This window comes from Agrobacterium deltaense RV3, from assembly GCF_900013505.1.
In the GTDB taxonomy this organism is placed as follows: Bacteria; Pseudomonadota; Alphaproteobacteria; order Rhizobiales; family Rhizobiaceae; genus Agrobacterium; species Agrobacterium leguminum.
On the sequence record NZ_LT009745.1, the window covers coordinates 285,473 to 308,020 of the forward strand.

The 22,548-nt window shown below is 60.2% G+C and carries 20 protein-coding genes; 19 read left to right on the forward strand and 1 reads right to left on the reverse strand.

Features of this window, described 5'->3' with window-relative positions:
* The first annotated feature begins 56 nt into the window (after nt 1-56).
* The 19 genes from mutS to trmB all read left to right on the forward strand — a co-directional run bounded on the left by mutS (nt 57) and on the right by trmB (nt 21,597).
* Nucleotides 57-2,708 carry a DNA mismatch repair protein MutS gene (gene mutS / locus AGR7B_RS01485; protein ID WP_080856945.1) on the forward strand — a complete coding sequence of 884 codons (2,652 nt, stop codon included), beginning with the start codon at nt 57-59 and terminating at the stop codon, nt 2,706-2,708.
* A gap of 96 nt (nt 2,709-2,804) precedes the next feature.
* Nucleotides 2,805-5,633 carry a [protein-PII] uridylyltransferase gene (locus tag AGR7B_RS01490; protein WP_080855858.1) on the forward strand — a complete coding sequence of 943 codons (2,829 nt, stop codon included), beginning with the start codon at nt 2,805-2,807 and terminating at the stop codon, nt 5,631-5,633.
* 4 nt (nt 5,634-5,637) lie between these two features.
* Nucleotides 5,638-7,227, forward strand: coding sequence for a murein biosynthesis integral membrane protein MurJ (murJ, locus tag AGR7B_RS01495; RefSeq protein WP_080855859.1), 1,590 nt, complete (start codon nt 5,638-5,640; stop codon nt 7,225-7,227).
* Nucleotides 7,227-7,634 carry a VOC family protein gene (locus tag AGR7B_RS01500; protein WP_078051335.1) on the forward strand — a complete coding sequence of 136 codons (408 nt, stop codon included), beginning with the start codon at nt 7,227-7,229 and terminating at the stop codon, nt 7,632-7,634. The genes murJ and AGR7B_RS01500 overlap by 1 nt, the downstream gene beginning before the upstream one ends.
* 100 nt (nt 7,635-7,734) lie before the next feature.
* Nucleotides 7,735-8,799, forward strand: coding sequence for a tryptophan--tRNA ligase (gene trpS / locus AGR7B_RS01505; RefSeq protein WP_059759352.1), 1,065 nt, complete (start codon nt 7,735-7,737; stop codon nt 8,797-8,799).
* A 114-nt stretch (nt 8,800-8,913) separates the two neighbouring features.
* Nucleotides 8,914-9,405, forward strand: a complete 492-nt coding sequence (locus tag AGR7B_RS01510; protein ID WP_003503758.1) for a universal stress protein — start codon at nt 8,914-8,916, stop codon at nt 9,403-9,405.
* A gap of 145 nt (nt 9,406-9,550) precedes the next feature.
* On the forward strand, nt 9,551-10,114 hold the full coding sequence (locus tag AGR7B_RS01515; protein ID WP_020812436.1) for a NifU family protein: 564 nt from the start codon (nt 9,551-9,553) through the stop codon (nt 10,112-10,114).
* Between the two features lie 19 nt (nt 10,115-10,133).
* Nucleotides 10,134-10,802 (forward strand): tRNA (adenosine(37)-N6)-threonylcarbamoyltransferase complex dimerization subunit type 1 TsaB, encoded by a 669-nt coding sequence (gene tsaB, locus AGR7B_RS01520; protein WP_080855860.1) that lies wholly within the window; start codon nt 10,134-10,136, stop codon nt 10,800-10,802.
* A 52-nt stretch (nt 10,803-10,854) separates the two neighbouring features.
* Nucleotides 10,855-11,349, forward strand: coding sequence for a GNAT family N-acetyltransferase (locus AGR7B_RS01525; RefSeq protein WP_020812438.1), 495 nt, complete (start codon nt 10,855-10,857; stop codon nt 11,347-11,349).
* Nucleotides 11,350-11,412: 63 nt separating this feature from the next.
* Nucleotides 11,413-11,841 (forward strand): Fur family transcriptional regulator, encoded by a 429-nt coding sequence (locus tag AGR7B_RS01530; protein ID WP_003503749.1) that lies wholly within the window; start codon nt 11,413-11,415, stop codon nt 11,839-11,841.
* A gap of 30 nt (nt 11,842-11,871) precedes the next feature.
* Entirely contained in the window at nt 11,872-12,666 is a 795-nt protein-coding gene (gene olsA, locus AGR7B_RS01535) for a lyso-ornithine lipid O-acyltransferase (RefSeq protein ID WP_080855861.1), read from the forward strand.
* A gap of 65 nt (nt 12,667-12,731) precedes the next feature.
* On the forward strand, nt 12,732-14,135 hold the full coding sequence (gene miaB / locus AGR7B_RS01540) for a tRNA (N6-isopentenyl adenosine(37)-C2)-methylthiotransferase MiaB (RefSeq protein ID WP_065654573.1): 1,404 nt from the start codon (nt 12,732-12,734) through the stop codon (nt 14,133-14,135).
* A 40-nt stretch (nt 14,136-14,175) separates the two neighbouring features.
* Nucleotides 14,176-15,231, forward strand: a complete 1,056-nt coding sequence (locus AGR7B_RS01545) for a PhoH family protein (RefSeq protein ID WP_080855862.1) — start codon at nt 14,176-14,178, stop codon at nt 15,229-15,231.
* A gap of 9 nt (nt 15,232-15,240) precedes the next feature.
* Entirely contained in the window at nt 15,241-15,747 is a 507-nt protein-coding gene (ybeY, locus tag AGR7B_RS01550) for an rRNA maturation RNase YbeY (protein ID WP_080855863.1), read from the forward strand.
* A gap of 15 nt (nt 15,748-15,762) precedes the next feature.
* Entirely contained in the window at nt 15,763-16,908 is a 1,146-nt protein-coding gene (locus AGR7B_RS01555; RefSeq protein WP_080855864.1) for a hemolysin family protein, read from the forward strand.
* A gap of 223 nt (nt 16,909-17,131) precedes the next feature.
* A complete protein-coding gene (lnt, locus tag AGR7B_RS01560) occupies nt 17,132-18,721 on the forward strand; it encodes an apolipoprotein N-acyltransferase (RefSeq protein WP_080855865.1) in 1,590 nt (529 codons plus the stop codon).
* 133 nt (nt 18,722-18,854) lie between these two features.
* A complete protein-coding gene (locus AGR7B_RS01565; RefSeq protein ID WP_003520055.1) occupies nt 18,855-19,274 on the forward strand; it encodes a helix-turn-helix domain-containing protein in 420 nt (139 codons plus the stop codon).
* A gap of 190 nt (nt 19,275-19,464) precedes the next feature.
* Nucleotides 19,465-20,727 (forward strand): methionine adenosyltransferase, encoded by a 1,263-nt coding sequence (gene metK / locus AGR7B_RS01570; protein WP_003520054.1) that lies wholly within the window; start codon nt 19,465-19,467, stop codon nt 20,725-20,727.
* A gap of 171 nt (nt 20,728-20,898) precedes the next feature.
* Nucleotides 20,899-21,597: a tRNA (guanosine(46)-N7)-methyltransferase TrmB gene (gene trmB, locus AGR7B_RS01575; RefSeq protein ID WP_080855866.1), complete on the forward strand. Its 699-nt coding sequence runs from the start codon at nt 20,899-20,901 to the stop codon at nt 21,595-21,597.
* Between the two features lie 12 nt (nt 21,598-21,609).
* Here the strand turns inward: trmB and AGR7B_RS01580 are convergent, their stop codons facing one another.
* Complete coding sequence (locus AGR7B_RS01580) at nt 21,610-22,509, reverse strand: ribokinase (RefSeq protein WP_080856946.1); 900 nt, start codon at nt 22,507-22,509, stop codon at nt 21,610-21,612.
* Nucleotides 22,510-22,548: the final 39 nt, after the last annotated feature.

Sequence of the window (22,548 nt, forward strand, 5' to 3'; positions counted from 1 at the left end):
ACGTTCTGACAACCGCTTCCCTGATCTCGGAAGAGAGCCGCGCGACGGCCACTCCGATGATGGAGCAATATATCGAGATCAAGGCGAACAATCCCGGTTCGCTGCTGTTTTACCGCATGGGCGATTTTTACGAATTGTTCTTCGACGATGCGGTCGAAGCCTCCCGCGCTCTGGGCATCACGCTGACGAAACGCGGCCAGCATATGGGTCACGATATTCCCATGTGCGGCGTCCCCGTCCATGCGGCGGATGATTATCTGCAGAAACTCATCCTGCGCGGTTATCGCGTCGCCGTCTGCGAACAGGTGGAAGATCCGGCGGAAGCCAAGAAGCGCGGATCGAAATCCGTGGTCAAGCGTGATGTGGTGCGGCTTGTCACGCCCGGCACGCTGACCGAGGAAAAACTGCTGTCGCCGACGGAATCCAACTATCTGATGGCGCTCGCCCGCATTCGCGGCAGTGCCGAGGCGCAGTTTGCGCTCGCCTGGATCGATATTTCCACCGGCGTCTTCCGTCTGGCGGAAACGACGCTGACGCGGCTTCTGGCCGATATCTGGCGCATCGATCCGCGCGAGCTGATCGTCGCCGACAGCCTCTTCCATGACGAGGAACTGCGGCCGGTCTTCGATGTGCTTGGCCGCGTGGCCGTGCCGCAGCCGGCGATCCTCTTCGACAGCGCCACGGCGGAAGGGCGCATCGCGCGTTATTTCAACGTCTCAACGCTGGACGGCTTCGGCACCTTTTCGCGTGTGGAAATGGCGGCCGCCGCCGCTGCCGTCGCCTATGTCGAAAAGACCCAGATCGCCGAGCGCCCGCCACTCGGTGCGCCGGAGCGCGAAAGCGCCGCTTCGACCCTTTTCATCGATCCCGCCACCCGCGCCAATCTGGAACTGGTGAAGACGCTGTCGGGCGAAAGGGACGGATCGCTGCTGCATGCCCTGAACCGCACGGTAACAGGAGGTGGCGCGCGGCTTCTCGCCGAGCGGCTGATGTCGCCCTTGACCGACCCGGAAAAAATAAATGCTCGCCTCGATGCGGTCGCCTATCTGATCGATGACGTCTCGCTCTGTGACGGCCTGCGTGATGCGCTGAAACAGGTTGCGGATATGCCGCGTGCGCTCTCCCGCCTTGCGCTGGAGCGCGGCGGCCCGCGCGATCTCGGCGCCATCAGGCAGGGGCTGGCTTCTGCCGAGAAGATTGCCGCCATTCTCGATCAGGGATTGTTGCCGGACGAGCTGGCGGCGGCGCTCGCGGATTTGAAAGCCCTGCCCGGCGGTCTCGAAGCCATGCTCGGCTCGATGCTTGCCGACGATCTCCCGCTTCTGAAGCGTGATGGCGGTTTCCTGCGTGAAGGCGCCAATCCCGAACTCGACGAGGTGCGGGCGCTGCGCGACCAGTCGCGTCGGGTGATTGCCGGGCTGCAACTGAAATATGCCGATGAGACCGGCATCAAGTCGCTCAAGATCAAGCACAACAATGTGCTTGGCTATTTCATCGAGGTGACGGCAGGCAATGCCGATGTGATGATGGCGACGGACGAGGCCAAGGCGCGTTTTATCCACCGCCAGACCATGGCGGGCGCCATGCGCTTCACCACCACCGAGCTTGCCGATCTTGAAAGCCGCATCGCCAATGCCGCTGCGCAGGCTTTAACCATGGAACTGGAAGCCTTCGAGCGCATGGTCAAGGCTGTGGTGCACCAGGCGGAAGCGATCAAGGCCGGCGCACTGGCGCTTGCTGTGATCGATGTCGCCTCTAGCCTTGCTTATCTCGCGACCGAACAGGCCTATTGCCGCCCGATTGTTGATGCCTCCATGACCTTTGCGATCAAGGGCGGGCGGCATCCGGTGGTGGAGCAGGCGTTGCGGCGGCAGTCTGCCGGACCCTTCATCGCCAATAATTGCGATCTGTCAGCCGTCAACGGTGGTAAGAACGGCGCGATATGGCTGCTCACCGGCCCGAATATGGGCGGTAAATCCACCTTCCTGCGCCAGAATGCGCTGATCGCCATCCTCGCGCAGATCGGTTCCTTCGTTCCGGCGGAAGCCGCCCATATCGGTGTCGTCGATCGGTTGTTTTCCCGTGTCGGCGCATCGGACGATCTGGCGCGCGGCCGATCGACCTTCATGGTGGAAATGGTGGAAACGGCCGCCATTCTCAATCAGGCGACGGATCGCTCGCTGGTCATTCTGGACGAGATCGGCCGGGGCACCGCAACTTTTGACGGTCTTTCCATCGCCTGGGCGGCGGTGGAGCATCTGCATGAGGTCAATCGTTGCCGTGGTCTCTTCGCCACCCACTTCCACGAATTGACCGTGCTGTCGGAAAAACTCGGCCGCCTTTCCAATGCCACGATGCGGGTGAAGGAGTGGGAAGGTGACGTGATCTTCCTGCACGAGGTCGGACCGGGTGCTGCGGATCGTTCCTATGGCATTCAGGTGGCCCGGCTTGCGGGCTTGCCTGCATCGGTAGTGGAGCGCGCCCGCGAGGTGCTGACGAAGCTTGAAGATGCCGACCGCAAGAACCCGGCCAGCCAGTTGATCGACGATCTGCCGCTGTTCCAGATCGCGGTTCGCCGCGAGGAAACCCGCAAGGCCGGACCGTCGAAGCTGGAGGAAGCTCTAAAAGGCTTCAACCCCGACGAAATGACGCCGCGTGAGGCATTGGACGCGCTCTATGCGTTGAAGAAAGAACTTGGCAAGGCTTAAGAGGATAGACTGCCTGTCCATCGCCTTTAAAACTCGCTATAGGACACTCCCATCGCAAGTGGTGGGATTTCCCACAGGACATGGATACCGGCATAGATGGCCATCAAGGACCTGGATTTTTCCGACATTCTCGATGTATCGGCGCTGAAGCGCGACTGTGACATCATCTTCAAGGAAGACGGCAAACGCATCGCCGATATCAAGTCCGATCTACTGCCGATCTTCCGCAAGGCCAGTACGGAAGGCCGGGAAAAGGCCAGAGAATTGCTGAAAGCCGATGGCAGCGGCATTGACTGCGCCCGGCGCATCTCCTGGCTCCAGGATCGGCTGATCGAAACACTCTATGATCTCTCATGCCAATACGTCTATCCGAAAGATGCGCCGCAGATCGCTGTCGCCGCGGTTGGCGGTTATGGACGCGGCACGCTGGCGCCGGGATCGGATATCGACCTCCTGTTCCTGCTTCCCACCAAGAACACACCTGACATGCACAAGGCCGTGGAGTTCGTGCTCTACCTCCTCTGGGACCTCGGTTTCAAGGTCGGCCACGCCACCCGCACGGTGGATGAATGCATTCGCCTCTCCAAATCCGACATGACGATCCGCACGGCGATTCTGGAAGTGCGGGCGATCTGCGGCAAGAAATCCCTGACCGACGATCTCGAAAAACGCTTCGAGTCAGAAGTCGTCACCGGAACCGGCCCGGAATTCATCGCCGCCAAGCTCGCCGAGCGCGACCAGCGCCACCGCAAGGCTGGCGACACGCGTTATCTGGTGGAGCCGAACGTCAAGGAAGGCAAGGGCGGCTTGCGTGACCTGCACACGCTGTTCTGGATCGCCAAATATTATTATCACGTCCGCGACACGGCCGATCTGGTCAAGCTCGGCGTCCTGTCGCGGCCTGAACTCAGGCTGTTCGAAAAGGCCGATGATTTTCTCTGGGCTGTGCGTTGCCAGATGCATTTCATCACCGGCAAGGCGGAAGAGCGCCTTTCCTTCGACATCCAGCGCGAAATCGCCGATGCCCTGAATTATCAGCCGCGCCCCGGCCTCTCCGCCGTTGAGCGTTTCATGAAGCACTATTTTCTCGTGGCGAAGGATGTCGGCGATCTGACGCGCATCGTCTGCGCCGCACTGGAAGACCGGCAGGCGAAGGACGTGCCGGGCCTTTCCGGTGTGCTGAGCCGCTTTGCCCATCGCGTGCGTAAAATCCCCGGCTCGGTGGAATTCGTCGAGGATCGGGGGCGTATCGCGCTTGCCAAACCCGATGTCTTCAAGAACGACCCGGTCAATCTGATCCGGCTGTTCCACATTGCCGATATCAACAATCTCGAACTGCATCCCGATGCGCTGCGTGTCGTCACCCGCTCGCTGTCGCTCATCAATGACGAGCTTCGCGAAAACGAGGAGGCTAATCGGCTTTTCCTGTCGATCCTGACGTCGCGCCGCGATCCGGCGTTGACCCTGCGCCGCATGAACGAGGCCGGCGTACTCGGCAAATTCATTCCCGAATTCGGCAAGATCGTCGCGATGATGCAGTTCAACATGTATCACCACTATACGGTGGATGAGCATCTGATCCGCTCCGTTGGCGTGCTCTCGGAAGTGGACAAGGGAACGGCTGTCGATGCCCACCCGCTCGCCAACCAGCTGATGCCCAGCGTCGAGGAACGCGAGGCGCTTTATGTCGCCGTTCTGTTGCACGATGTGGCAAAGGGCCGGCAGGAAGACCACTCGATTGCCGGCGCGCGTGTGGCCCGCAAGCTCTGCCAGCGTTTTCGCCTCACCGGCAAGCAGACCGAAACGGTGGTCTGGCTGATCGAGCAGCATCTTTTGATGTCCATGGTCGCCCAGACGCGCGATCTGCATGACCGCAAGACCATCACCGATTTTGCCGATAAGGTGCAGTCCATGGAGCGGCTGAAGATGCTGCTCATCTTGACGGTCTGCGATATCCGCGCCGTCGGTCCGGGCGTGTGGAACGGCTGGAAGGGGCAGCTGCTGCGCTCACTTTATTACGAGACCGAACTGCTGCTGTCGGGCGGCTTCTCGGAGGTCTCCCGCAAGGAGCGCGCGCAGATTGCCCGGCAGGCGCTCTACGACGCCCTCGAAGACTGGGGCCAGAAGGCGCGGCGCAAATATACCAAGCTGCACTACGAGCCCTATCTGCTGACCGTGGCGCTCGAAGACCAGGTGCGCCATACCCGCTTCATCCGTGAGGCCGACAAGCAGGAAAAAGCGCTGTCGACCATGGTGCGCACCCATTCCTTCCATGCCATCACCGAAATCACCGTGCTGGCGCCCGACCATCCGCGTCTGCTGTCGATCATCACCGGTGCCTGTGCGGCGGCCGGCGCCAATATCGCCGATGCGCAAATCTTCACGACGTCCGACGGGCGGGCGCTGGATACGATCCTGATCAACCGCGAATTTCCGATCGATGAGGACGAGACACGGCGCGGCAACAATGTCGGCAAGCTCATCGAGGAGGTTCTGTCCGGCAAGCAGCGCCTGCCGGAAATGATCGCTACCCGCACCAAGAGCCGCAAGAAGAAGAGCGCCTTCACCATTCCGCCCTCGGTCATCATCTCCAACGGGCTGTCGAACAAGTTCACCGTCATCGAAGTGGAATGCCTCGACCGGCCGGGGCTTCTGGCGGATATGACGGCCGTTATCGCGGATCTGTCGCTCGATATTCACTCCGCCCGCATCACAACTTTCGGCGAAAAGGTCATCGACACCTTCTATGTGACGGACCTCTTCGGCCAGAAGGTGACGAACGACAACCGGCAGGCCAGCATCGCCACGCGCCTGAAGGCGGTGATGAGCGAGCAGGAAGACGAATTGCGAGACCGTATGCCGAACGGCATCATCGCCCATCCAGACGTGGCGGCCCTGCCGGCCGCGCGAACGGCAAAGGCTTGAGATTATGAGCCTGATCGGCAAGTTCGCCACAGTCGGCACAGCCACGCTCGGCAGCCGCATCTTCGGCTTCCTGCGCGAAACCCTGATGGCCGCCGCCGTCGGCACCGGCCCGGTGGCGGATGCCTTCAATGCTGCTTTCCGTTTCCCCAATACCTTCCGGCGGCTGTTTGCCGAAGGCGCTTTCAACTCGGCCTTCGTGCCGCTATTCGCCAAGGAAATCGAGGCGAACGGCATGGAAGGCGCGAGGCGCTTTTCCGAGGAAGTCTTCGGCGTCCTGTTCACCGTGCTTCTGGCCCTGACGATCCTGATGGAACTGTCGATGCCGTTCATCGTGCGCACGGTGATCGCGCCGGGCTTTCTGGACGACCCGGTGAAATTCGACAACACCGTCCATCTCGCCACCATCATGTTCCCCTATCTCGCCTGCATGTCTCTGGCGGCAATGATGGGCGGCATGCTGAACTCATTGCATCGTTATTTCGCAGCCGCAATTGCTCCTGTTTTTCTCAACATCATCCTCATCGGCGTGCTCGCTTTGGCATGGTGGAAGAACTACGATCCGCTGCAGGTAGGTTATGCGCTCTCCTGGGGTGTGATGGCGGCGGGTCTGGTGCAGCTTGCCATCGTCTGGATCGCCGTGCGCAATGCCGGCATGCGCATCGGTTTCCGCAGGCCCCGGCTGACGAAGAATGTGCAGCGCCTCCTGGTTCTTGCGCTGCCGGCAGCGATTACCGGCGGCATCACCCAGATCAATCTGCTGATCAACACCAATATCGCCTCTGCCGGCGAGGGCGTGATCTCGTCGCTTGCCTATGCCGACCGAATCTACCAGCTGCCGCTCGGCGTCGTCGGCATCGCGGTGGCCACCGTGCTTCTGCCGGAATTGGCGCGGGCGTTGCGCGGCGGGCATATGGTGGAGGCCGGAAGCCTGCAGAACCGCTCGGTCGAATTCGTACTGTTCCTGACATTGCCGGCTGCCGCAGCACTTCTCGTCATGGCGGAGCCTATCGTTCGTTTTCTTTACGAGCGCGGCAATTTCTCGCCTTCAGCCACTGTCACCGTCGCGCAAATCCTTGGTATCTATGGTCTTGGTCTGCCGGCTTTTGTGCTGATTAAGGCCTTCATTCCGGGCTTCTTCGCCCGTGAGGATACGCGCACACCAATGATCTTCGCGGCGATTTCCGTCGTCGTGAACGTATCCCTGGCGCTGACGCTCTTCCCGCGTCTTGGCGGTCCGGGCATCGCCATCGCCGAAATCTCCGCCGGCTGGGTCAATGCCGCCCTTCTGTTCGGCATGCTTTTGTGGCGCGGGCACTGGCATGTGGATATTCCGCTGCTCACCCGCATTCCGCGTTTGCTGCTGGCTGCGGCGTTGATGGCTGTTTTCGTGCACTACGCGTTGACCTGGCTGACTTTCGAACTGTCTTCCGCCTCGTCCATTTTCGTGCGGGCGGGCACCATCATGGCTCTCGTTTTCGCAGCCATGCTGGTCTATTTCGTGCTGGCCTTTGTTTCGGGTGGAGCCGATATCGGCATGGTCAAGCGAGCCATCCGCAAGCGCGGCAAAAAGAACGTCGAAACGGAGGCGGGCTGATGTCCTTTGCCGAGAACCGCCGCATCGCGCTCGTCACGCTTGTCGTGGACGATTACGATCGGGCGAAGGCGTTTTATTGCGACATTCTCGGGTTCGAATGCCTGTCCGATCAGCCGCTTGGCGACGGCAAGCGGTGGCTGGTGGTGAAGCCGCAAGGAACCGATGGCGGGGGCCTGCTGCTTGCCGAGGCCGATGGCGAAGAGCAGCGCCTTGCGATCGGCAACCAGACCGGCGGCCGTGTCGGATTTTTCCTGCACACCGATAATTTCCAGCGCGATTACGAGACCATGCTCGCCCGCGGCGTGCGCTTTCTGGAAGAGCCGCGCCATGAGGTTTATGGTTCCGTCGCGGTCTTTGCCGACCCTTACGGAAATCGCTGGGACCTCCTTCAGCCGCGCCTTGGATAGCCCTTGAAACCGCTTGATTGCGAGGGGCTGCGGGTGCATAAGCGCGCGTGCAATTCCAATCACGGGGCGGGGCCCTCCACAAGCCTTTTCGAGGACGACAATGAACGCATTCAAGCCGCTGGTTTTCTCGGGCGTCCAGCCGACCGGCAATCTGCATCTCGGTAATTATCTCGGCGCCATCCGCAAATTCGTGGCGCTGCAGGAAGATAACGACTGCATCTATTGCGTCGTCGATATGCATGCCATCACCGCCCAGCTCGTTCATACGGACCTGAAGGCGCAGACCCGCTCGATTGCGGCCGCCTTCATCGCCTCGGGCATCGACCCTGTAAAACATATCGTCTTCAACCAGTCGGCCGTGCCGCAGCATGCGGAACTCGCATGGGTGTTCAACTGCGTGGCGCGCATCGGCTGGATGGAGCGCATGACGCAGTTCAAGGACAAGTCCGGCAAGAATGCCGAACAGGTCTCGCTCGGCCTGCTGGCCTATCCGAGCCTGATGGCTGCCGACATTCTCGTCTATCGCGCCACGCATGTTCCGGTTGGTGATGACCAGAAGCAGCATCTGGAACTTGCCCGCGATATCGCCCAGAAGTTCAATATCGATTTCGGCGATCATATCCGCAAGGCGGGTCTCGGGCTCGATATCACCGTGGGCGATGAGCCGGTGCACGCCTATTTCCCGATGGTGGAGCCGTTGATCGGCGGCCCGGCGCCGCGCGTGATGTCGCTCAAGGACGGCACCAAGAAAATGTCGAAGTCCGACCCTTCCGATCTTTCGCGCATCAACCTGATGGATGATGTCGATGCCATCTCGAAGAAGATCAAGAAGGCAAAGACCGATCCGGACGCGCTGCCGAGCGAAGTGGAAGGCCTCAAAGGTCGCCCCGAGGCCGAAAACCTCGTCGGCATCTATGCTGCTCTCTCCGACAGGACCAAGGCGGATGTTCTTTCCGAATTCGGCGGACAGCAGTTCTCGGCGTTCAAGCCGGCCCTCGTCGAGCTTGCCGTCAATGTTCTGGCCCCCGTCAACAACGAGATGCGCCGCCTTCTCGATGACCCGACCCATATCGACGCCATCCTCAAACAGGGCGGCGAGCGGGCACGCACCATCGCCGAAAAGACGATGAACGAGGTACGCGACATCATCGGCTTCCTGCGCTGACAGGTCGCTGCTGCGCGAATGCGGCGGGCGGTTTGCGCCTGCCGTGATTTGATATAATCTCCGCCCGAACCGTCGGGCGGTTTTACGGATCACGGCGGACCTAGGGAGTGCAGAATGGTTTCAAAACGGCTGTCGCGTCTGGAAGGGCATCGTCGCAAATTTCTCGCTGTTATCGATGACACACCGGAATGCGAAAGGGCCGTGCACTATGCCGGTCGTCGTGCCAAGAACTCCAATGGCGGGCTGGTGCTGCTCTACATGATCCCGGAAGGCGATTTCCAGCAATGGCTGGGTGTCGAGCAGATCATGCGGGCCGAAGCGCGTGAGGAGGCGGAAGCCACGCTTGCCAAGATCGCCCAGAAGGTGCGCGAGACCATCGGCATCGAGCCGGAAGCGGTGATCCGCGAAGGCAGCGCCACCGAGCAAATCCACGGGCTGATCGAGGAAGACCGCGATATCGCGATTCTCGTTCTGGCAGCAGGTTCGACGAAGGAAGGGCCGGGACCGCTTGTTTCCTCCATCGCCGGACGTGGGGCAGCCTTTCCCATTCCCGTCACCGTGTTGCCGGATACGCTGTCGGACGAGGAAATCGACGCGCTCTGCTGATCCTGGTTTCGGGCAAGATCTTGGGGCTGACGATTTCTTGAATGTAATTATCATGTCAGGGCTTGAAGTGCAGCTTCGCCGGGCGTATTTTTTGGAAGAATTCTAAATTACGGGGCGTGAACGGCGACCTCGAAGGAGACAGACGATGTTCATTCAGACGGAAGCCACGCCGAACCCGACAACGCTGAAGTTCCTGCCGGGCAAGGTGGTGCTGGAAAGCGGTACGGCTGAGTTTCTCAACCCGTCGCAGGCGCAGGCTTCGCCGCTGGCGGAGCGCCTCTTCACCATTCCGGGCGTGACCGGCGTTTATTTCGGTTTCGATTTCATCACCGTCACCAAGGACGGTGCGGAATGGCAGCACCTGAAGCCTGCTATTCTGGGCTCGATCATGGAACATTTCATGTCCGGCCGCCCGATCATGGGCACGGCTGTTGCGGCTGAAGTGTCGGATGAGGAGGGCGAATTCTTCGAAGAGGGTGACGAAACCATCGTCGCCACCATCAAGGAGTTGCTGGATACCCGCGTTCGCCCCGCCGTGGCGCAGGATGGCGGCGATATCACCTTCCGCGGTTTCCGCGACGGCACGGTGTTCCTGAACATGAAGGGCGCCTGCTCGGGTTGCCCGTCCTCCACTGCCACGCTGAAGCATGGCGTTCAGAATCTGCTTCGCCATTTCGTGCCGGAAGTGCGCGAAGTCGAAGCGGTATAAAAGCGCAAGCCAGGCCATCATGATTGTTCTCGCACTCGACACCTCAGGTGTGGATTGTTCCGCCTGCGTTTATGACAGCGCCTCCGACAGGGTGCTCGGCGAGGTATGCGAAACGATCGGCAAGGGCCATGCCGAAAGGTTGATGGCGGTGATCGACGGTGCTCTGGAGCAGGCGCAACTGGCGCTCCAGAATGTCGGGCGCATCGCCGTGACCATCGGGCCGGGGTCTTTCACCGGTATCCGCGTCGGGGTCGCCGCCGCGCGCGGCTTTGCCCTGTCGCTCGGCGTCGAGGCCGTGGGCGTCACCACGCTTGAAACGCTGGCGCTTCATCATCTGCTTGCAAATCCCGGCCGGCCCGTGGCCGTCGCGCTGGATGCCAAACGCGGCGAAGCCTATCTGCAGACATTCGGTGCGGATGGATCGCCGCTGCGCGAAGCTGCACTTCTGTCTCTGGACAACGCCAAAACGGTCACTACCGGTTTCGATGGCGTCGTTATCGGTTCAGCCGCGCCGCTTTTGGCGGGGTTGGAGGCGGGTTCGGGACCGGATCACTTCCCGATTGCCTCGGTCGCGCGTGCTGCTGCGCGCAAGCCAGCTGGCCAGCCGAAACCCGCGCCGCTTTATCTGCGCGGGCCGGATGCCCGGCCGCAGACCGGTTTTGCGCTGGCACGTCAGGGCGTGGCCTGATAGGGCATTCGTCAACATGTGCGAATGATTCCTGTGATGCCCGATTCCTGTTATGTTTGACGACTATCTGACCTGGAAGCCCTATTTCGAGATCGTGCCGATGCAGCATGAGGATTGCGCCGCGGTGGCGGAGTTGCATGCGCTGCGCTTTCCGCGCCCGTGGAACGACGGGGAGTTTTCCGGGCTGCTCACACAAGGGTCGGTTTTTGGTGCTGTCGCACGCCAGACCAACGCCTTTTTCAGCAAGCCGCTCGGTGGTTTCGTGCTGGCGCGGGAAGTGGCGGGTGAGGCGGAAATCCTGACCGTTGCCGTGGCGGACAAGTTCGCACGCGCCGGTCTCGGCTGGCGTCTGATGCAGTCGGCCATCCGCGAGGCGATGATGCGCGGCGCCGAAACCATGTTTCTTGAGGTGGATAATAATAATGCCTCTGCGCTGGGGCTTTACAGGAAGCTCGGCTTCAAAACCGTCGCGGAACGCAAGGCCTATTACACCGCAAAGGATGGAACGAAGTCGACGGCGCTTGTCATGCGCCGCGATCTTCGCTAGTTCCCTGCGACAGGCATTTTTCGGCGAAAGCCGCAAACCGGAATTCTCAAAAGGCCAGAAGACGTGACAGACCTTTCGAAAACGCTGGAGGAGCTTTGCGCCGAACGCGGCATGCGGATGACGGATCAACGCCGTGTCATCGCCCGCGTCCTTCAGGAGTCAGCCGACCATCCCGATGTCGAGGAGCTTTACCGCCGCTCCTCCGCCGTGGATCCGCGCATCTCGATTTCCACCGTCTACAGAACGGTGAAGCTGTTCGAGGATGCCGGCATCATCGAGCGTCACGATTTTCGCGACGGCCGTTCGCGCTATGAGACCGTGCCCGAGGAACATCACGATCACCTGATCGACTTGAAGAACGGCGTGGTCATCGAATTTCATTCCGCCGAGATCGAGGCACTTCAGGAAAAGATCGCCAGGGAACACGGCTTCAAGCTCGTGGATCACCGGCTGGAACTTTACGGCGTGCCGTTGAAGCCCGGCGAACACTGAGACGCCGGTGAGCAGACGGGCGTTCCAATCATGATGTGGCTCCGGACAGCCTATATCGCGGTCGTTCTTCTGATCGTCACGCTCATATTGCTGCCGCTGCAACTATTGGGCCTTGCCTTCAACTGGCGGCTTCGCCGCCGCATTCCGCGCATCTGGCATCGCATCGCCTGCCATGTTCTCGGCATCCGCGTGCATGTGCATGGCGATGTGGAGCGGGCGAAACCGCTGATGCTTGCGGTCAATCACGCCTCGTGGAAGGACATCCTCGTTTTGGGCAGCATTGCCGACGTGGTGTTCATCGCCAAGACGGAAGTGCGGGACTGGCCGGTGTTCGGCTGGCTTGCCCGCTTGCAGAAAAGCATCTTTGTTCAGCGTGAGCAGAAACGCAGCACCGGCGCGCAGGTGAGCGAGATCGCCAGCCGCATGGCCGATGGCGAGATCGTCGTTCTGTTTCCCGAAGGCACCACCTCGGACGGCAACCGCATGCTTGCCGTCAAATCCTCGCTGTTCGGTGCGGCCTCCACCGCCGCTGAACAGGTGCCGGGCAAGCTGGTTTATGTGCAGCCGGTCGCCATCGCCTATACCAGGGTGCAGGGCATGGCCATGGGGCGCTACCATCGCGTCATCGCCGCCTGGCCGGGCAGCATCACGCTCGTGCCGCATCTTCTCGGCATCATCAGGGCCGGCGCCATCGATGTTGACGTGACCTTCGGTGACAGCGTCCCGTTTCACAGCACGGATAATCGCAAGCGCCTGGCGACCGATATCGCCGCCTCCATCCGCTCCATGCTGGCCTTCAGCCTGCGCGGCGGCTGGCGGAATTAGCGAGATCGTAGCTTTTCCGGCATTTTTCTGTTTAATCTGGCCGTGAAAAACACTAGATAGCCGCCATGACCCAGGAAACGCTTGGCCTCGACGCCCCACCCATGATCGCCCGCGAGGGCTCTAACAGCAGAAAGGTCTTCATCAAGACCTATGGCTGTCAGATGAACGTCTACGATTCCGTCCGTATGAGCGATGCGCTGGCGAAGGACGGCTACGTTCAGACGGAAGATATGGGCGAGGCGGATCTGGTTCTGCTGAACACCTGTCATATCCGCGAAAAGGCGGCTGAAAAGGTCTACTCGGCGCTAGGCCGCCTGCGCGACATGAAAAAATCGCGCGAAGAGCAGGGCCGCGAATTCATGATCGGCGTTGCCGGTTGCGTTGCGCAGGCGGAAGGCGAGGAAATCCTTCGCCGTGCGCCCGCCGTTGATGTCGTCATCGGCCCGCAGACCTATCATCGCCTGCCGGACGCCCTGAAGCGGGTGCGCGGCGGCGAGCGTGTCATCGAGACCGAATATGCGGTCGAGGATAAGTTCGAGCACCTGCCTGTCGCCGAAAAGGCGACGCTGCGCACGCGCGGCGTAACGGCGTTTCTGACGGTGCAGGAAGGTTGCGACAAGTTCTGTACCTTCTGTGTCGTGCCCTATACGCGCGGTTCGGAAGTCTCCCGCCCCGTGCGCCAGATCGTCGATGAGGCGATGAAGCTCGTCGATGCCGGCGTGCGCGAGATCACGCTGCTCGGCCAAAACGTCAATGCCTGGCAGGGCGAAGGCCCGAAGGGTGAGAAATGGGGCCTTGCCGAGCTGCTTTACCGGCTGGCGGAAATTCCCGGCCTTGCACGGCTTCGCTACACCACCAGCCATCCGCGCGACATGGACGAGCGCCTGATCGGCGCGCATCGCGATCTGCGCATCCTGATGCCCTATCTGCATCTGCCGGTGCAATCGGGTTCGGACCGCATTCTGAAAGCGATGAACCGTCGCCATACGGGTGAGGAATATATCCAGCTTATCGAAAAAATCCGCGCTGCCCGCCCTGATATTGCCATGTCGGGGGACTTTATTGTCGGTTTCCCCGGTGAGACGGATCGCGATTTCGAAGATACGATGGCGATGGTCGAGACGGTGAAATATGCGCAGGCCTTCTCGTTCAAATATTCCACCCGTCCCGGCACGCCGGGAGCCGATCTCACCGATCAGGTTGCGGAAGAGGTGAAGGCCGAGCGACTGGAAAGATTGCAGGCCCTGTTGCTGCGGCAGCAGAAGGAATTTGCGGAATCGCTGGTCGGAAAAACCATGGATGTGCTGCTGGAAAAGCCCGGCCGCATGCCTGAGCAGTTGATAGGTCGCTCTCCATGGCTGCAATCCGTGAATCTTGATGCAAAGACGTTGAAAATCGGTGACATTGTTAATGTACGAATCACCGCAACGGGTCCAAACAGCTTGTTTGCCGAGGTGGCAGGGAGTTAGAGTGAGGAGCCGACACTGATTGGGACAGGAGTCTGACCGCTTGAACGCACACGAATTGGTATCAAATTCATCGCGCCAGCCACGCCAAGCCGCGACCGACGCCAATCACTTCGTCCTCACGTTCGAGAATAACAGGATAGCGGGAGAGCTATTCGGTCAGTTCGATCAGAACCTGAAGCTTCTGGAACAGCGCCTCAATATCGACGCTCGCCCGCGCGGTAATTCCGTTGCCATCACCGGCGATGTCGTTGCCACCAATCAGGCTCGTCGGGCGCTGGATTTCCTTTATGAACGGCTGCTCAAAGGCGGAACCGCCGAGGTTTCCGATGTCGAAGGCGCGATCCGCATGGCCATGGCCGCGGACGACCAGCTGACCTTGCCGACGATGGAACGCAAGGCGAAGATTTCCATGGCACAGATTTCCACCCGCAAGAAGACCATCGCTGCCCGCACGCCGACACAGGATGTCTACATGCGGGCACTGGAGCAGTCCGAACTGGTTTTCGGCGTCGGCCCCGCCGGCACCGGCAAGACCTATCTTGCCGTGGCGCATGCGGCGCAGCTTCTGGAGCGCGGCGCGGTTGACCGCATCATCCTGTCGCGCCCCGCCGTCGAAGCGGGTGAGCGCCTGGGCTTCCTGCCGGGCGACATGAAGGAAAAGGTCGATCCTTATCTGCGTCCGCTTTACGACGCGCTTTATGACATGATGCCGGGCGACAAGGTGGAGCGCGCCATTCAGGCGGGCGTCATCGAAATCGCGCCGCTGGCCTTCATGCGCGGTCGTACCCTTGCCAACGCCGCCGTCATTCTGGACGAAGCCCAGAACACCACGACCATGCAGATGAAGATGTTCCTCACCCGTCTTGGTGAGAACGGCCGCATGATCGTGACCGGTGACCCAAGCCAGGTGGATTTGCCGCGCGGCGTGAAATCCGGTCTTGTCGAGGCCCTGCAAATCCTCAGCGATGTCGAAGGCGTGTCCGTCGTGCGCTTCAAGGATGTCGATGTCGTTCGTCATCCGATGGTGGCGCGTATCGTCCGGGCTTACGAATCCCACACGGCCGTGCCGGATGAAAGCCTCGTAAAGGGCAGCTGACGTAAAGCAATGACAGCTCTGGATATTCAAATCAGCGTCGAGGCCGAAGGCTGGTCCTCGGAAGAGGATCTGCTGACCTTCGCCACCAGGGTGCTGGATGTGGCGGTCGATTTCCTGAAGCGGGAAGAGGACCAACCCTTCCCGAAAATGCCGGTGGAACTGTCGCTGGTCTTCACCGACGACGAAAATATTCGCGAAATCAACGCTGAGTGGCGCGACAAGGACAAGGCAACCAATGTCCTGTCTTTCCCGGCTTTTCCGCTGGAGCCGGGAGGAATACCGGGCCCCATGCTGGGCGATATCGTCATCGCGCGCGAGACGGTTGAACGCGAGGCCCTTGAACTTGAGAAGAGTTTCGGGGATCATCTGACCCATCTGCTCGTTCATGGGTTCCTGCATTTGTTCGGTTACGACCACATGGACGAGGAAGAAGCGGAAGAAATGGAGTCGCTTGAGACTCGCATTTTGGCGGTGCTTGGCCTATCTGATCCTTACGCGGGTCAGGAACCGCTTTAAATATTGTCTGGAGCCATGAACGAACATTCTGCACGACCTGCCAATGAGGGCAGAGAAAACGGCGAGCAGTCCTCTTCGGAGGAGGGCAGTAGTCACTTACGTCACGACTACAACGCCAAGCCGAAATCGACCATCTGGTCACGCATCGCACGGTTGCTGAAACCATCCCAGGGCGAGCGCCTGCGCGAGGATTTGACCGACGCGCTGATGGACGACACCGAAATCGGTGCGGCCTTTTCGCCCGAAGAACGGGCGATGCTCAACAATATCCTGCGTTTCCGCGAGATTCGGGTCGAAGATATCATGATCCCGCGTGTGGACATCGACGGTCTCGATGAGAATATGACGATCGGCGATGCGCTGATCCTCTTTGAGGAAACCGGGCGTTCGCGCATGCCGGTCTATGACGAGACGCTGGATAATCCGAAGGGCATGATCCACATTCGCGATCTGCTGGCCTATGTCGCCAAGCAGGCCCGCAACAAGCGCCGTGCCGGTTCGCGGAGCGTCGCTTACGGTGAGGTAAAGGCGCCGCGTTCACCGCGGCCGAATTTCGACCTGGCGCGTGTCGATCTGGAGCAGACGGTTGCCGCTGCCGGGTTGGTGCGCAAAATTCTTTTCGCACCGCCCTCGATGCTCGCCTCCGACCTTTTGAAGACGATGCAGGCCCAGAGAACCCAGCTTGCGCTGGTGATCGATGAATATGGCGGCACCGACGGTCTCGTCAGCCACGAGGATATCGTCGAGATGGTCGTGGGTGATATCGATGACGAGCACGACAAGGACGAGGCGATGTTTTCGCGTCTTTCAGCCGACGTGCTTGTCGCGGATGCACGCGCGGAACTCACCGAACTTGCCGAGGCGATCGGGCCGGAATTCGATGTGCGTGAACATCTGGAGGAAATCGATACGCTCGGCGGTCTCATCTTCTTCGCGCTCGGCCGCATTCCGGCCAAGGGCGAGGTGGTCCGGGCCGTGCCCGGTTTCGAGTTCCAGATCCTCGATGCGGACAGCAGGCGTATCAAGGGCGTTCGTATCGTCCGGGATCACGGCTCCGAAGGTGAGGATGATCGCGCTCCGGGCGAAGCGGGCGCCAATGAGGTGATTGCGCTGTCTGCGCCGGATGTTCGCCTTATCACGCACCAGCAGAACGCCGATTAAGAAAGGGTGACGGGGTTTTTCCCCGTCGCTTCCACCTTTCGACATATCAATGCGACAGGTATGAATGCCCGTGTTCGGCGTCGAAAAGAACAAGTGGCGCTTCGGTCGCCACGCCTCCTGTGGACTGCGAATCTTTTTTCCTTTACGTCGGGTCTGAGGGGAAATTCCGTGGCGCGGCCTTGTCGGCGGCGGGCTTTTCCGGACGCGCATAAACGGAGATGGCATGGAGCGTCTTGCAGGCAGGGTAATGCTGGCCGGCGGCATGAGCCGCGCAGTTATGGCGATTGCTGCAGGTGCGGTCGGGGCGCTCGCTTTGCCTCCATTCGGCTTTTTTGCAGCGCTGTTTTTCTCTTTCACTCTGCTTGTCTGGCTTGTGGATGGCTGCACTGGAAAACCGGGCGGCGGCCTCTTCAGCCGCATCCTGCCAGCCTTCGGCATCGGCTGGTGTTTCGGGCTTGGTTACTTCGTCGCGGGCCTGTGGTGGCTCGGCAATGCTCTCCTGCTGGAAGCCGATGAATTCGCCTGGGCGCTGCCGCTCGCCATCCTTGGTCTTCCCGCTTTTCTGGCGTTGTTTTACGGTTTTGCGGTTGCCGCAGCCAATCTCCTCTGGTCGGAGGGCCTCGGCCGTATCGCTGCACTTGCTGCCGCGTTCGGCTTTTCGGAATGGCTGCGCAGCTTCCTAGCCACCGGCTTTCCCTGGAACGCCATCGGTTACGGCATCATGCCCATCCCGATCATGATGCAGTCGGCACATCTGCTTGGTCTTTTCAGCGTGACGACGCTTGCGGTTTTCATATTCGCCTCGCCGGCGCTGATAGGCACGAAAAAAGGAATGTGGTCGGGTCTCGTTGTGGCGGGGCTACTACTGGCCGGCCATTTCGGTTATGGCTTCTACCGTCTCCAGACGCCGGCGGAGGTGCCCGCAGACGCACTGACCGTTCGGATCGTGCAGCCTTCCATCGATCAGTCACGCAAGATGCTGAACGCGGACAGGGCGGAGATTTTTGGCGAGCACCTGCGGCTCTCGGCTCTGCCGCCCGGCGAAGGGAAAAAGCGCCCTGATATCATCGTCTGGCCGGAAACCTCGGTGCCGTTCATTCTGACGCAAAACCCGGATGCTCTGGCGGAAATCGCCAAAACGCTGGAAGATGGGCAGGTGCTGTTCACCGGCGCCGTGAGAATGGAAGATCAGGGGGCAGGCCGCCCGCCGCGTTATTATAATTCGGTCTATGCGATCGACAGCCAGGGCGAGATCATCGGCGCGACCGACAAGGTGCATCTCACTCCTTTTGGCGAATATGTCCCCTTTGAAGGCATCCTGCGGGAGTTCGGCATCGACAATGTCATCGCCCTGCCGGGAGGTTTTTCCGCCGCTTCCTCGCGCACGCCGCTCACGCTTCCTTCGGGCAAGACCTTCTATCCTCTCATCTGTTACGAGATCATTTTCCCGGGTGAGATGACGCCGGGGCTGGCCGGCTCGGCCGCCATCCTGAATGTGACCAATGATGGCTGGTTCGGTGATACGCCCGGCCCCTATCAGCATTTTCTGCAGGCGAGGGTCCGGGCCGTTGAGACGGGCGTGCCGGTGATTCGCGGTGCCAATACCGGAATTTCCGCCGTCATAGACCCCTATGGCCGCATTATTGCGGGGCTCGATTACGGCCGGGTGGGAATTGTTGACGCCACTTTGAGTGGTGGGTCAAACGACGCATTTACTTACGACATACATCGGACGTATTTCTGGTTGATTTTTTCTATCTTGATGATCGTTGCGGTATTTCCCGCCTTGAGTTTCGCTCGGCGCCAGAATTGACCGGGAACCCCTGTAATTGCATAGTGAATACGTCAGTCGTAAAACAAGTTTAGACGCTGTCGAATTGCCGACTCATTTCTTCGAATAGTAATGAAGCGAGATATCAACCCTTTCCGAGTGTCAGGACCGCATGATGACCGAGAATAAGAAAAAGCCTAACCCCATCGACATTCATGTCGGAAGCCGAATTCGCCTTCGCAGAACCATGCTCGGAATGAGCCAGGAGAAGCTGGGTGAAAGTCTCGGAATTACCTTTCAGCAAATCCAGAAGTATGAAAAAGGCACGAACCGCGTTGGCGCCAGCCGCCTCCAGAATATTTCCGCGATCCTTAATGTGCCCGTTTCCTTTTTTTTCGAAGATGCACCCGGCGATCAGGCTGGCGGCACACCCGGCATGGCGGAGGCGTCGAGCTCCAACTATGTGGTCGACTTTCTGTCCTCGGCTGAAGGTCTGCAGCTGAACCGCGCCTTCGTGAAGATCGCCGACCCGAAGGTTCGCCGCCGTCTCGTCGATCTCGTCAAGGCGCTCGCCGCCGAAGGTGACGCCGAGTAAGCGCAGCCCGCGCGACGCAGAAAATTTCCGGCACGGGATGCCGGGCACTCAACGGTCCGCAAGGACCGTTTTTTTGTGCCCGATTGGAAAGGAATTCTCACATAAAGATATATTTATGTGGTTGTGTCCTTGTTTTTCACGGCCGAAATGACTAACAAACTCCAAGACCGTTCTTTGAGGGGAATCCCGCATGCGTGCCAATTATCTGTTCACCAGCGAGTCCGTGGCCGAGGGTCATCCGGACAAGGTTTGTGATCGTATTTCCGATGAAATTGTGGATCTCATCTATCGTGAAGCGTCCAAGACGGGCGTTGACCCGTGGACCGTGCGCATTGCCTGCGAAACGCTTGCGACGACCAACCGCGTCGTTATCGCCGGTGAGGTTCGGGTTCCCGATACGCTTCTGAAGAAGGACAAGGACGGCAAGGTCCTCAAGGACGCCGCTGGCCATCCAGTCATCAACCCCTCGAAGTTCAAGTCCGCCGCCCGCAAGGCGATCCGCGACATCGGCTACGAGCAGGATGGTTTCCACTGGAAGACCGCCAAGATCGACGTTCTCCTGCATCCGCAGTCCGCTGATATCGCGCAGGGCGTGGACAACGCCTCCGACAAGCAGGGCGACGAGGGCGCCGGCGACCAGGGCATCATGTTCGGTTACGCCTGCAAGGAAACGCCGGACCTCATGCCGGCTCCGATCTATTATTCCCATCGTATCCTGCAGCTGCTCGCCACCGCCCGTAAAAGCGGCGAAGGCGAGGCGGCCAAGCTCGGCCCCGACGCCAAGAGCCAGGTCACGGTTCGTTACGTCGACGGCAAGGCGGCCGAAGCCGTATCCATCGTTCTGTCCACGCAGCACCTCGATGCAAGCTGGGATTCGAAGAAGGTTCGCGCCGTTGTCGAACCCTATATTCGCGAAGCTCTGGGCGACCTGAAGATCGCTGACGATTGCCAGTGGTACATCAACCCGACCGGCAAGTTCGTCATCGGCGGTCCCGATGGTGACGCCGGCCTGACGGGTCGCAAGATCATCGTCGACACCTATGGCGGCGCCGCGCCCCATGGCGGCGGTGCATTCTCCGGCAAGGACACGACCAAGGTCGACCGTTCCGCCGCCTATGCCGCCCGTTATCTCGCCAAGAACGTCGTGGCTGCCGGTCTCGCCGAGCGCTGCACGATCCAGATTTCCTACGCAATCGGCATCGCCCAGCCGCTGTCGATCTATGTCGATCTGCATGGCACCGGCAAGGTCAGCGAAGATCAGGTCGAGGCCGCGATCCGCAAGGTCATGGACCTGTCGCCGTCGGGCATCCGCCGTCATCTCGATCTCAACAAGCCGATCTACGCCAAGACGTCTTCCTACGGCCATTTCGGCCGCAAGGCCGGCCGTGACGGCTCCTTCTCATGGGAGAAGCTCGATCTGGTGAAGCCGCTCAAGGAAGCTTTGAGCGCTTGAAGCATTTCCGGTAAAATCGCGTAGCGGTTTTACGTCCGGAAAATGCGTCAACCAGATATCGCGCTTGTTATTTGACGGCGATTGAGAGATACCGTCACCAACTTTGTAACCCGCACAGTGCCTCATGTGGCGCTGTGCGGGTTTAAGTCTATTTGTTCTTGAGAGTATGAGATGACGGAAGAACGGCGTTCGCGCGCGACGGAAGCATTTTTTGGCAGACGCAGGGGCAAGCCCCTGCGCAATCAGCAGGTCGACACAATCGAGAACCTGTTGCCTTTGCTGAAAATCGATCTGGAAAGCGCCCCGCCGCAAAATCTCGCCGCTCTTTTTCCCGCGGATGTGCGGTCGATCCGTCTGGAGATAGGCTTTGGCGGCGGCGAGCATCTCGCCCACCGCGCGGTTGAAAACCCGGAGACGGGTTTCATCGGCGTGGAGCCCTTCGTCAATTCCATGGCCAAGCTGCTCGCCGCCGTGCGCGAACGCGAGCTGATGAATATCCGCCTTTACGACGATGATGCGACGCAATTGCTGGACTGGCTGCCCGAGGGATCGATCGATCATATCGACCTTCTCTATCCTGACCCGTGGCCGAAGAAGAAGCACTGGAAGCGTCGTTTCGTTTCAGACGTCAACCTTGCTCGCTTTCATCGCGTGCTGAAATCCGGCGGAAAGTTCTGCTTCGCTTCCGATATCGATACTTACGTCAACTGGACGCTGCAGCATTGCGCCCGCCATGGCGGCTTCGAATGGACGGCGACGAGTGCTGATGACTGGCGCACGCCCTACGCCAACTGGCCGGGCACGCGTTATGAGAACAAGGCGAAAAGAGAAGGCCGCAGCTCGGCCTATCTCACCTTCATTCGTCGTTGAGCGGCTGATCCCTTAGAGTGCCGCATCCACTTCCGCGGCAAGCGGAATGGAAGGCTGGGCGCCGGCGCGGGTGCAGGCGAGCGAGCCTGCGACGGCGGCGCGCTTCAGCGCCTTTTCGAAATCCATCCCCTGATCGAGGCTGGCGGCGAGATAACCGCAGAAGGTGTCGCCCGCACCGACCGTATCGACCGGTTCGATCTTGAGGCCGGAAGCTCGGAAAACCTTGCCGTTGCGCATGGCGATCACGCCATCGGCACCGAGCGTCACGATCAATGTCTGGCCGCTCCTGTCATGCAGGGCTTTCAGTTCGGTTTCCCGCTCAGAACCGGAAAGGCCGTTCTTTCCGATCAGCAATTCGAACTCGGTTTCGTTGGCGATGACGATATCGGCAAGGCCCGCAAGCCGCGGCCCATCGGCGGTCAGTGGCGCAGTATTGATGACGGTGGTGACGCGCTTTGCCTTCGCAGCCGTCAGCGCCGCTTCGATAGCGGGCGCGGGTATCTCGAACTGCAGCATCAAAATATCGCCCGCCGACATTTCCGCCAGGGCTTTCGCGGCGTCGGCTGCGGAGACTTCACCATTGGCGGCGGGAATGACCGAGATCATGTTTTCCCCGCCTTCGCCGATAAGGATCACTGCCGTACCGGTAGGGCCGGGCGTGGTCTTCACGAGTGAGAGATCGGTGCCGGCGTCGCGCAGCAATGTCAGCACCGGCGCGGCAAAGGTGTCATCGCCCGCAGCTCCTGCCATCTTGACCGTGGCGCCCGCACGCCGTGCGGCCAGCGCCTGGTTGGCTCCCTTGCCGCCGGCGGCCGTGGAGAAGGTCTCGCCCGTCACGGTTTCACCCGGCTTGGGCAGGCGTTTGGCGGTGGCGACGAGGTCCATGTTGATGGAGCCGAAAACAGTAATCATGGAGGGCGTATCCGTATAGAATTCAAGCAAGGCGGCGAC